The sequence below is a fragment of the Cohnella sp. GCM10027633 genome, from assembly GCF_042675445.1.
GTDB lineage: Bacteria > Bacillota > Bacilli > Paenibacillales > Paenibacillaceae > Cohnella.
The window spans coordinates 463,226-473,276 of record NZ_JBHTGV010000005.1 but is presented as its reverse complement, the minus strand read 5'-3'; the positions used below and the strand labels follow the sequence as shown (position 1 = coordinate 473,276).

10 protein-coding genes and 1 rRNA gene are annotated in these 10,051 nt (G+C 58.8%); 7 read left to right on the top strand and 4 right to left on the bottom strand.

All coding sequences use genetic code 11. From position 1 onward, the window contains the following. Both ACFQZG_RS15595 and ACFQZG_RS15590 read right to left on the bottom strand, forming a co-directional pair. Positions 1-326: ribosomal RNA gene (locus tag ACFQZG_RS15595) — 16S ribosomal RNA — on the bottom strand; the annotation flags it as partial. Between the two features lie 418 nt (positions 327-744). Then, positions 745-1,197, bottom strand: coding sequence for an SRPBCC family protein (locus ACFQZG_RS15590; RefSeq protein WP_378154060.1), 453 nt, complete (start codon positions 1,195-1,197; stop codon positions 745-747). 132 nt (positions 1,198-1,329) lie between these two features. On the opposite strand from ACFQZG_RS15590, the gene ACFQZG_RS15585 reads away from it, so the two are divergent. Further along, positions 1,330-2,145 carry a DUF6597 domain-containing transcriptional factor gene (locus tag ACFQZG_RS15585; protein WP_378154059.1) on the top strand — a complete coding sequence of 272 codons (816 nt, stop codon included), beginning with the start codon at positions 1,330-1,332 and terminating at the stop codon, positions 2,143-2,145. Positions 2,146-2,153: 8 nt separating this feature from the next. On the opposite strand, the gene ACFQZG_RS15580 is transcribed toward ACFQZG_RS15585, so the two are convergent. Both ACFQZG_RS15580 and ACFQZG_RS15575 read right to left on the bottom strand, forming a co-directional pair. Next, positions 2,154-3,191 (bottom strand): FecCD family ABC transporter permease, encoded by a 1,038-nt coding sequence (locus ACFQZG_RS15580; protein WP_378154057.1) that lies wholly within the window; start codon positions 3,189-3,191, stop codon positions 2,154-2,156. Continuing rightward, positions 3,191-4,252, bottom strand: coding sequence for a FecCD family ABC transporter permease (locus ACFQZG_RS15575; protein ID WP_378154055.1), 1,062 nt, complete (start codon positions 4,250-4,252; stop codon positions 3,191-3,193). The genes ACFQZG_RS15580 and ACFQZG_RS15575 overlap by 1 nt, the downstream gene beginning before the upstream one ends. 216 nt (positions 4,253-4,468) lie before the next feature. Here ACFQZG_RS15575 and ACFQZG_RS15570 point away from each other — a divergent pair, with 216 nt between their 5' ends. From ACFQZG_RS15570 to ACFQZG_RS15545, 6 genes are all read left to right on the top strand, one after another. Then, complete coding sequence (locus ACFQZG_RS15570; protein WP_378154053.1) at positions 4,469-5,875, top strand: spore germination protein; 1,407 nt, start codon at positions 4,469-4,471, stop codon at positions 5,873-5,875. A gap of 20 nt (positions 5,876-5,895) precedes the next feature. Next, complete coding sequence (locus ACFQZG_RS15565; RefSeq protein ID WP_378154051.1) at positions 5,896-7,065, top strand: Ger(x)C family spore germination protein; 1,170 nt, start codon at positions 5,896-5,898, stop codon at positions 7,063-7,065. A gap of 19 nt (positions 7,066-7,084) precedes the next feature. After that, complete coding sequence (locus tag ACFQZG_RS15560; RefSeq protein WP_378154049.1) at positions 7,085-7,330, top strand: hypothetical protein; 246 nt, start codon at positions 7,085-7,087, stop codon at positions 7,328-7,330. Beyond that, entirely contained in the window at positions 7,327-8,415 is a 1,089-nt protein-coding gene (locus ACFQZG_RS15555) for a GerAB/ArcD/ProY family transporter (protein ID WP_378154047.1), read from the top strand. Before ACFQZG_RS15560 ends, ACFQZG_RS15555 begins: the two co-directional genes overlap by 4 nt. Before the next feature lie 63 nt (positions 8,416-8,478). Continuing rightward, entirely contained in the window at positions 8,479-9,315 is an 837-nt protein-coding gene (locus tag ACFQZG_RS15550) for a DUF2935 domain-containing protein (protein WP_378154079.1), read from the top strand. Positions 9,316-9,413: 98 nt separating this feature from the next. After that, on the top strand, positions 9,414-9,884 hold the full coding sequence (locus tag ACFQZG_RS15545) for a chemotaxis protein CheD (protein ID WP_378154046.1): 471 nt from the start codon (positions 9,414-9,416) through the stop codon (positions 9,882-9,884). Positions 9,885-10,051 lie beyond the last annotated feature (167 nt).

Here is a 10,051-nt window from a genome sequence, read left to right as displayed (position 1 = left end):
CAGTCCCAGTGTGGCCGTTCACCCTCTCAGGTCGGCTACGCATCGTCGCCTTGGTGAGCCGTTACCCCACCAACTAGCTAATGCGCCGCAGGCCCATCCGCAAGCCACAGATTGCTCCGTGTTTCCCAGTCCGGTCATGCGACCAAACTGCGTATCCGGTCTTAGCATTCGTTTCCGAATGTTATCCCGGTCTTGCGGGCAGGTTGCCTACGTGTTACTCACCCGTCCGCCGCTAAGCCATCCCCGAAGGAATAACTCCGCTCGACTTGCATGTATTAGGCACGCCGCCAGCGTTCGTCCTGAGCCAGGATCAAACTCTCCATAAAAGTGAAACTTTTATCGAAGAGCCATGAAGGCTCAATCTGTTTTGCTGGTTTGTTCACCGAAGTGAACGATTTTATTACCGTAAATTACGCTCGATGTTCAGTTTTCAAAGAACAAGCCCGAGGCTGTTAACCTCTCGTCCGTGCCTCGTTGTCCGAGGCAGGAATTACATCTTACCGCGTTCGCTCCGCGATTGCAACGAGTAATTTTTACCATTTTCGTTCTCGTTGCCGTCGTTTCGCTTCTCGCGTCCGCCTCGTTGTCCGAAGCAGGAATTACATCATACCCCGTAATTCGACATATTTCAACACGTAAAATTTTCCATTTGCATACTTATTATCGTGTACGCTCAACGCTAGAATATAAGGCGGCGCCTAGCAGCCTAACGGCCGCCCGACACCGCCCATATACCGACTTCCGTTACCAGCCGAGATTTAACGCCTTGCCCGTCTCGATATATGACTTGAAGTTACTCAAGATGATCGGCCAGCTCTGCTTGCTGTTCTCGTACGACGGATGTCCCTCGGGCCACTCGTCGTTCACGAGCGTCAGCTTCGTGCATTCGCCGACCGGCTCGAACGTCATCGTGATTCGCGTCCGCAGCTCCGCGTGATTCTCCCGGTAAGAGGGCCCTGGATGCTCGGAGAAGCTCATCAGCCGATGCGGCTCGAACGCCAGCACCTCGCCGTACACGTGCACCGTCTCCTCGCCGTCGTTGCCGGGTCCTACGTATTCGTAGCCCGCGCCGAGCTCGAACGTCGACCTCAGCACGCTGCCGAAGAACACCGCGCGCGTTCCCTCCGGGGATAAGAAGGCTTGCCATGCCGCTTCGGGCGCGGCGCCGACATAGATCTCGTACTGAACCGGTTCCATGATCGTTCCTCCATTCGAATGTCTATCTCGGCCTCTCGCTTGCATCGGCCGAATCTCCTCTATGGTAGAATAACTAGAAGTGCTAAGTATTGTAAAAACGCGACAGCAACCCTATGAACGGAGGCCTGCACGATGGAACCGAAAACGAGCGATTCGGATAGAGGAATATTGAAAGCCGAAACCGGACGAAGCAACTTCTCCCTACAGCGCTATGAACCGTCCCCGGAATTGGCGCCCTTCGTCGAGCATTACTGGATCGTTCGCTGGGACTTAACCGGACGTCCGCCGTTCCGGCAGACGATTCTCTCGTATCCGAACGTGAATCTGTCGTTCGAACAAGAGAACGGCGAATCGTTCACCGGAGTCTACGGCATTCCTCGCCGCACGTATACTCGAACGTTGCAAGGCGTCGGCGCCGTGCTCGGCATCAAGTTCCTGCCCGGCGGCTTCTACCCGTTCTGGAAGCAGCCCGTATCTCGGCTCACCGGACGAACGTTCGGCGTGCTCGACATTCTCGGCTTCGATCCGGGGTCGTTCGAACGACGGCTATTCTCGCTGGATTCCGACGATGCCATCGCGCGGATGGGCGAGAGCTTCCTTCGGGAACGTCTTCCCGAGCCGGACGACAACGTCGAACTCATTCGGCGCATCGTGCAGGATGCGATCGACGATCGCGGCATGACGAAGGTCGAACAGATCTCGGATCGGTTCGGCATCGGCCCGAGAACGCTGCAGCGGCTGTTCGGCCGATACGTCGGCGTGAGCCCGAAGTGGGTCATTCAACGCTACAGACTCCAAGAAGCGGCCAAGCTCCTGGAGGAAGGCGGCCGAATTGACGGCTCTGCCTTATCCCAGGAGCTTGGATTCTACGATCAAGCGCATTTCATCAAACAATTCAAAGCCATTATCGGCGTAACCCCGGACGCGTACATGAAGTCCGTAACGTAAGCCGTTCGTTACTTCTTCGCTTTCACCATTAAATAGAGGAAATACGGCGCGCCGATGACCGCCACGACGATGCCGGCCGGCACGCCGGATGGCTGCAGGATGGACCTGCCTATCGTATCCGCCGTAATGACGAGCAAGCCCCCGATGAACGCCGAGGCCGGAATGAGGACCTGATGCTTCGGTCCGATCAACCTGCGCGCCAGATGCGGCGCGAGCAAGCCGACGAAACCGATGCTTCCGCTGACCGCCACGCAAGTGCCCGCCAACCCGACCGCCGCCGCGAGCAAGCCGACTTGCTCCTTGGTTACGCGTGCGCCGAGACTTCTCGCCATCGACTCGCCGAGATTAAGGACATTGATCGTTTGCGCCTTTAACCATACGTAAGGCAGCAGAACGAGCAAGAACGGCAGCAACGCGAGCACGAAGCTCCAATCCTTGCCCCAGATGCTGCCCGCCATCCACGTGGCCACGAATTGATACTGCTCAGGACTGATCCGCAGCGTGAGCACGATCGTCACCGCGCTAATGCCCGACGTTACCGCGACGCCGTTCAGCAGCAGCCTTGTAGGCGACAAGCCTTTGTGCCGCCGGTACGACAACAGGAAGACGAACGTCGCCGTGACGAACGCGCCGAACCAGGCGATAACCGGCAGTACGTACACCGGTGCTGCGGCCGGCGACGCGTAGAACGCGACGAACAATAGCACCATGAGTCCCGCCCCCGCGTTGACGCCCACGATACCAGGGTCCGCGAGCGCATTGCGCGACAGCGCCTGCAGCACGCAGCCGGAGACGGCCAATCCCATTCCGACGAGCACGGAGATGACGATTCTAGGCAACCGGAACTCGAATAGGATGAGGTTCTCGTCGGCATCCCCGCCCCCGAACAACGTACGGATGACGTCGAAAGGAGACAGTCTCGTATAACCGGTATTCATGCTTATGAGGAAGACAAGGACGATTAACCCGCCCAATGCGGACAATACGACGATGTTGCGCCGGCGCTCGCGGAGCTGCGCCTCGGATCTTACGATCGGTTCTCTCATTACAGCTCCCTCTCTTCCTTGGCGGCCAAGTAGAGGAAGAACGGCACGCCGATGATCGCGATCAAGGCCGCGACCGGCGTCTCGGACGGCGGGTTCACCATTCTCGCCGCGAGATCCGCGAAGATGACGAGCAGACCGCCGAGCACGGCGGAGCAAGGAATGATCCACCTGTAGTCCACGCCGACGAGCCTGCGCGTCAGATGCGGCACCAAGAGACCGACGAACGAGATCGCGCCCGCGATCGCGACGGCCGAGCCCGCCATAACGACGACGACAAGCGTCCCCGCGACCTTAACGAAACGCGTGTCCAAGCCGAGCCCTCTCGCGACGTCATCGCCCAAGCTGAGCATCGTGATAGAACGCGACAGGATCAGAGCGCAGATGAACGCGATCAACACCCACCAGAACACGAGCTTCACCTGGCCCATCGAGATGCCCGCCAGTCCCCCGGCATACCAGAAAGCGAGATCTTGCCCGATACGGAAGTAGAGCGCGATGCCCTCGCTGAGTGCCGTCAGCATCGCCGTGATCGCGGACCCCGCGAGCACGAGCCGCAACGGCGTCATGCCCCCTCTGGCCGCCGCGCCGATCGCGAACACGAGGGCGGCACCCGCCCCTGCGCCGAGGAACGCGAACAGAATGAGCTGCGCGTACGGCATGCCCGGGAAGAACGCGAAGCAGAGTGCCAGCATGAAGCCCGCGCCGGCGTTCAAGCCGAGCAAGCTGGAATCCGCCAGCGGGTTGCGGGTCATCCCTTGCATGATCGAGCCCGACACCGCGTAACAGACGCCGACGAGCGCCCCGCCGAGCACTCTCGGCAGGCGCAGCTCTTGAATGATCTGATGCTGGGTCAGATCGGGATTGAAGCGGAAGATCGCTTCCCAGACGGTAGCCACTTTAATATCCGCCGCCCCGTAAGACACGCAGATCGCGGCGCCGAGCGCGAGCAGGATGATTCCCGCGACGAGCACGAACGTCCCCGTGAGCGGCCTCGCGTATATTTTGCTTCTGGCGTCTGCGACCAAGGAAGGATCGACCGAAGTTGAACGTTTACGACTCATGATTGCCACCTTATCGTTGCGCGACTTCTATTATGTACTTGAATCCATTGTAATTGATAATCATTCTCAACGTCAATGACGGATCGGCGCTCTCGGCCACTATTATCGTTCAAAATTGTGACAGGTATGATCGCGAAAGACAAGTTATCTTCATTCGCTGGTGCATATTTCCTAACGGAATGACGGAACCTATAGCCAAAAAAAGGATGCATGCGCATGGAACTGGCACAATGGCTGGACGAGCGCCTGCGCGGACGCAACGACGTTCACTGCCAGACCATCGATAAAGGCGCGCTTCGCTACTCGCTCTATTACCTATCGGGCGCTATCGACCTGAGCATGCTGCAAGCGTACGTCCTGCGCCCTCTAATAGAAAGACCGATTCATGACGCCGGCATAACCGTCGCCGACATGTTCGTCCTCGGAGCCTTCTTCCCGACGCCGAACGCGGTCGCCAAGACCGGCGAGGAAGCGATGGGCGGCTTGCTCGAAGGGCAAGCATTGCTATGCGTAGCAGGCCGGACGGATGGCATTCTGTTCCCGTTCCACCAGACGACGTCGCGGTCCATCAGCGTGTCGGACAACGAGAAGACGATCCGCGGACCGAAGGAAGCGTTCGTCGAAGACATCTGGATGAACCTGTCTCTCCTTCGCCAACGCGTGAAGAGCGGCAAGCTCCAGGTCCGGCAATATTCGTACGGAACCGAGTCGCGCACGCTCGTCATGCTGCTGTATCTGGAAGGAGAATGCGACCCGAAACTGGTCGATAACGTGAACGCCAAGCTGGAGGCGATCCCTCAGTTGGATCGCCTTCAGGGCAGCAACGTTATCGAAGAATACTTGGATACCCGCTTCTCTCCGTTCCCGACCCTGTTGAATACGGAACGGCCCGACGTCGCCGCGTCGGCGCTCTTCGAGGGCCGCATCCTGATCTTGACGGACGGAACGCCGAGTCAAATGATCGCTCCGGCGACGCTGCTCGCGTTCATGCAGTCCGCGGAAGATTATTACCAGGGCTTCTTCTTCAGCAGTTGGGTCCGCATCCTGCGTTATCTATTCTTCTTCGTCAGTCTCATCTTGCCTTCGGCATACGTAGCGATCACGACGTTCCACCCGGAGATGCTGCCTTATAACCTGCTCATCTCGATCGCTTCGAGCCGCGACATCGTTCCCTTCCCCGCGATCGTCGAAGCACTGATCATGGAGCTTGCGTTCGAAGTGATGCGCGAAGCCGGGCAACGCATTCCGACGATGATCGGGCAGACGATCTCGATCGTCGGAGCCATCGTTCTCGGCCAGGCGGCCGTGCAAGCCGGCATCGTCTCCGCGCCGATGGTCATCATCGTCGCGTTCACGGGAATCTCCTCGTTCATGGCACCGCATTTCTCGATTACGCTCGGCATTCGTTTTCTCCGGTTCGCGCTCCTGTTCACGTCGGCGATCTTCGGCTTGCTGGGGATGCTGATCGGCATCTTCTTCATCTACATCCACCTGCTGTCCCTCGAATCGTTCGGAACGCCTTACCTGTCCCCGTTCGTTCCGTACAAGAAGAAGCAGATGAAGGACGCATGGGGCCGGGCGCCTTGGCCGAAGCTGATGCGCAAACCGGGCAAAGGCAACTGAAGAAAGGAGCGGTGATCCGAATGGATCGGCAATCGGGGCTCGGATTCCGCTGGGCGAGACTATGCATGGCGATCGCGATATGCACCTCGTTAACCGGCTGCTGGTCCAAGGAAGAGCTGAACGACCGAACGTTCATCGCCACGCTGCTCGTGGATCGCACCGACGAAGGAGAGACGGAAATTTCCGCCCTGTTCATGTTGCCTAACCGGATATCCGCAGGGCTCGCCCCTACTCCGAGCGAGAAGCCGTATACCGTCGTGACCAGCAAGGGCCGGGACGTCGCCGAAGCGATCCAGAACATACAGGACGATCTCCCCCGATCCGTGAACTGGGGACAAATGCGCGTCATTATCGTAGGAGACAAGTTCGCCCGGGCGGGCATGGACGCCTTGTTCGACCATCTCGTCCGCGCGCCCGACTTCCGTCTTCGCGTATTCGTCTTCTATTACAATGGGTTGGCCAAGAACCTGGCCAAGCTCGAGACCGTATTCGAACGCACGCCCGCCGAGATCTGGCGGGAAGCCGCCCATATTAAACGCGTCCCTCCGGTGACGATCCGAGACCTTCTCTACTCGTATTGGAACAATCTCGGAGACGGTTATCTCCCGGAGCTCGACATGCGAACCCTTAAGCCGCCGAGCGAGGACAAGCCGATTAAGTGGTCGGGCATCGGCGGCGCGGCGCTCATGAAGGATGCCAAAGTCGTCGGCCGATTCGAGGCTGACGAGATGAAAGGCATTCTGCTGCTGGAGGACCGCGTGCGGGAAATGATCGTGACGACCGACTTGCCGGACGGCGGCCTTCTTAGCGCCAGGCTATTCGACGTGAAGCCGTATACGACCTCCTACCGCCAGGGCGGAAGCGTCCGTATTCGCGTCTCCATCGACGCGACGGCCGATCTGATGTCGATCCAATCCGGCTACGACCTCAAGGATCCCAAGAACATCGCCAAGCTTGAACAAGCGCTCGATATGCGCCTTCGGGAGCTCGCGGAATCGGCCATCGAGCGTGCCGACAGCCATCGGGCCGACGTGTTCCAATGGAGCGAATTCGTGAAGTACAAGTATCCGGCGCTCTGGAAGGAATGGACGCCGCGCCTGCGCGAGAACTTGGCCATGAACTTGGAGGCGGAGATCGTTCCCCGCGTTCATCTGAGAAGCACGGGCGTTAATCGCAGTTCGAAACAATGAAGAAGGAGGGATCCGCCGCATGCTCCTGCTCCTATTGGCTTTCGCCGTCATCGTCTATCGCCAGGCCGCCCAACTGCGCCGAAGCCAAGGGGCCAAGCGCGACAAGCTGATCAACTTCGCGGTCACCGGAATCGTATTCACGTACGGCGTCCTCTCCTTGCTCTTCCCCGGCTGGACGAGCCCGAACGAGCCGATTCGCCTCGTGTTCGAGCCGGTACAACGCTGGATACTGCAAATTCCTCCGGAGCCGGGTACGAACCAATGAACGAGAAGAACAGCATCACGAACATTCAGATCGGTTCGCTCGCGTTCACCTTCGTATTCTCGACGTCGATCGCGTTCCTGCTCAGCCCGTTGGCCGGAGAAGCTTCGACGGACGGCATCTGGTGCTTGATCGCCGGCGGAGTACTGGGGACCGCATTCTCCGTATTGGCGATGCGCTATGCGATCAAGAAGCCGGGAGCTTACTTGGGCGTTCAAGGCAAAGCGATCGTCGGACGGGCGGCCCATACCGCGATCTTGCTGCTCGTCGCGTTCTTCCTCCTGCATCTGGCGGCGTTCATTCTCCGGGAATTCACCGACTTCTTCGTCCTGACCTATCTGCGCGAGACGCCTCCGATCGCGGTGTCCGCCCTGGTCATGTTGGCGGCGTGGGCGTTGACGCAGGCCGGCGTGTCCGCCGTCTTCCGGTTCGCTCAGGGCACGTTCCTGTTCATCGGCTTGTTCTTCCTGGTGAAGCCGCTGTTCTTCGTCGCCGACATGAATATGCCGATCTGGCACGAATTCATCCGCTTTCACGACTGGCGAACGATTGGTACGCAAACTTACTCCATTCTCCCCTGGTTCGGAGAGCTGATCCTGCTGGCGTTCATCGTTCCCCAGTTCGCCTCCCCCCGGCGCGCGAGTCGGGCCATATGGATCGGTTCGTTAGCCGGGATATACATTCTGATCGCCGAGTACGTACTCGTCATGATGTTCTTCGGACCGAAGCTTACCGCGACGCTCATCTATCCGGCGCTCGAGCTGGCGGGATTCGTCCATCTGGGCGATTTCATCCACAACATGGACGCGGTCATCGTCTCGATCTGGATCACCGCCTTCTTCATTAAGCTGAGCATTCTGTTCGCCGCGGGAACGTTCGTCACCTCCCAAGCGCTTGCGCTCAAGGACTACAAGCCGATCGCCGCCCCGCTCGGAGCCCTCGTCGTCCTCGTGTCGATTCATCAGGCGAAGAACCCGTCCGATATGTCCGATTTTTTCGCCAGTTGCTGGTCCACGTACGCGCTAGCCTTCGAGCTGTTGCCCTTCGTGTATCCGCTCGTCGCATGGGCAAGGCGCCGGTTCGTCTAATGCAAGGTACGCCTACATACATTGATGGAAGAATACTTCCCGAACGGAGGGCTTTCATTGACGATGCAGGCGGGAGACTCTCGAATCTCGATTCGAGAAGAACACCTCTTCTGGCTCGAGGTGCTCGAGGATCATGCGTATTTCCTTCGCGATTATATGTCGCCGGCCGAGACGCAGTGGTGGCAGGAAGCCGACCGCTACATCGCCGCGTTCCATCAGGCCGTGCGGCAAGCTTCCCGATTGCCGGCGGACGCCCCCGCGTCTTCCGAGCCGATGATCGCGTTCGCCCGGCAAGTATACCCGCTCGCCGACGGGTATTGCAGACTGGAAGGACATATTCAGAATTTGCGCTTATGGAACCGGGTCAACGTGAATCTGACTCCGACTTACTTCAACGGCACGATCGGGGAAAATCGGGAGTACTTGCGCCAGCTCGGTTATTGGATGCAAGGCGCTCCCGCCGAGCCTCTGACGCTAACGGAGCTGTTCGATCTGTGGCTGGAAGACCAACAAGGACACGCGCTGCTGCTGCTCAATCATCTGGATCCCGTCGAGCGCCGCCTCTCCTTGGAGGCCGAACGGTATGCCGGCGTCTTCGGAGGATACCGCATGACCAACTACGCGATGGAGGAGTTTCTTCGGTTCACGCCGCCGGGATTCCCTGCCCAACGTTACTTCGCGGGAGAAGTGCTGAAGTCGACGATGGCCTTCTACCGTTTCGTGCAGGGCATCGTCGTCCAGTATGCCGACGCGACGGTCCTCTCTCGCGCGACGCTGCGCTTCCTGGAGCATCATTTTCCCGAATCGTGCTACTTCATGCGCAAGCTGGCCCGCTTCGTTCCCGACGCCCCTTCGTTCGCCGACTGCCCGCTGACGAAGCCCTCTTATGCGGCATACTAACAGAAATTTAATATTTATTAGATAAATTTCTTAATACGCTCCGCCTATTCTTAGAGTAACGGCAATCGTCGACAACAAGGGGATCGGGTGAAGCGAGCATGCATAAGGTGGTAGGCATCGGAGAATGGATTTGTTCGGATAACGCGGCGGAGACCGTCGTCACTTACGCGCTCGCGACGTGCGTCGCGGTGACCGCTTATTGCCCCGTGCGCAGAACGGCCGGCATGATTCACATCCTGCTGCCCGCCCCCCACTCGAAGGACGACGAACGGCAACGTCCGAGCCGGTTCGCTTCGACGGGCGTCCCCTTGCTCATCCAATACATGACCAAACGGCTCGGGTGCCCGAGCGAGACGTTGGAAGTCCGCGTATACGGCGGCGCCGCTTCGGTCAAACGCCGCAATCCGTTCAAGATCGGCAGCCGCAACGTCGAGCAAGTTCGCCAGGAGCTGCGGAAGCTGGACATCGCGCCTCGATACATCGACGTCGGCGGCGGCATTAGCCGCACGCTCGAGATGAGCGTCGCGACCGGCGAAATCCGCATGAGGACGCTGCCTCTCTCTTCGTAAGGCTTCATACGCTAAGCCTCGCTCCGATCATACGCAGCCCGACTCGCGATTATCGCGGGTCTTTTTTGGCTGTGCGCCTATTGCGCCGCATGTATTCCACGGTTTGGAGACATCCTGAGTAAAATCCTCGCCTTCCTGCAATCGTCCAATTGACTTCCGGCGAAGAT

What these genes read in the sequence shown, in the direction of transcription:
- ACFQZG_RS15590 (WP_378154060.1), bottom strand. Translation starts at nt 1,197, where the DNA reads ATGGAACCGGTTCAGTACGAGATCTATGTCGGCGCCGCGCCCGAAGCG.
- ACFQZG_RS15585 (WP_378154059.1), top strand. Translation starts at nt 1,330, where the DNA reads ATGGAACCGAAAACGAGCGATTCGGATAGAGGAATATTGAAAGCCGAA.
- ACFQZG_RS15580 (WP_378154057.1), bottom strand. Translation starts at nt 3,191, where the DNA reads ATGAGAGAACCGATCGTAAGATCCGAGGCGCAGCTCCGCGAGCGCCGG.
- ACFQZG_RS15575 (WP_378154055.1), bottom strand. Translation starts at nt 4,252, where the DNA reads ATGAGTCGTAAACGTTCAACTTCGGTCGATCCTTCCTTGGTCGCAGAC.
- ACFQZG_RS15570 (WP_378154053.1), top strand. Translation starts at nt 4,469, where the DNA reads ATGGAACTGGCACAATGGCTGGACGAGCGCCTGCGCGGACGCAACGAC.
- ACFQZG_RS15565 (WP_378154051.1), top strand. Translation starts at nt 5,896, where the DNA reads ATGGATCGGCAATCGGGGCTCGGATTCCGCTGGGCGAGACTATGCATG.
- ACFQZG_RS15560 (WP_378154049.1), top strand. Translation starts at nt 7,085, where the DNA reads ATGCTCCTGCTCCTATTGGCTTTCGCCGTCATCGTCTATCGCCAGGCC.
- ACFQZG_RS15555 (WP_378154047.1), top strand. Translation starts at nt 7,327, where the DNA reads ATGAACGAGAAGAACAGCATCACGAACATTCAGATCGGTTCGCTCGCG.
- ACFQZG_RS15550 (WP_378154079.1), top strand. Translation starts at nt 8,479, where the DNA reads ATGCAGGCGGGAGACTCTCGAATCTCGATTCGAGAAGAACACCTCTTC.
- ACFQZG_RS15545 (WP_378154046.1), top strand. Translation starts at nt 9,414, where the DNA reads ATGCATAAGGTGGTAGGCATCGGAGAATGGATTTGTTCGGATAACGCG.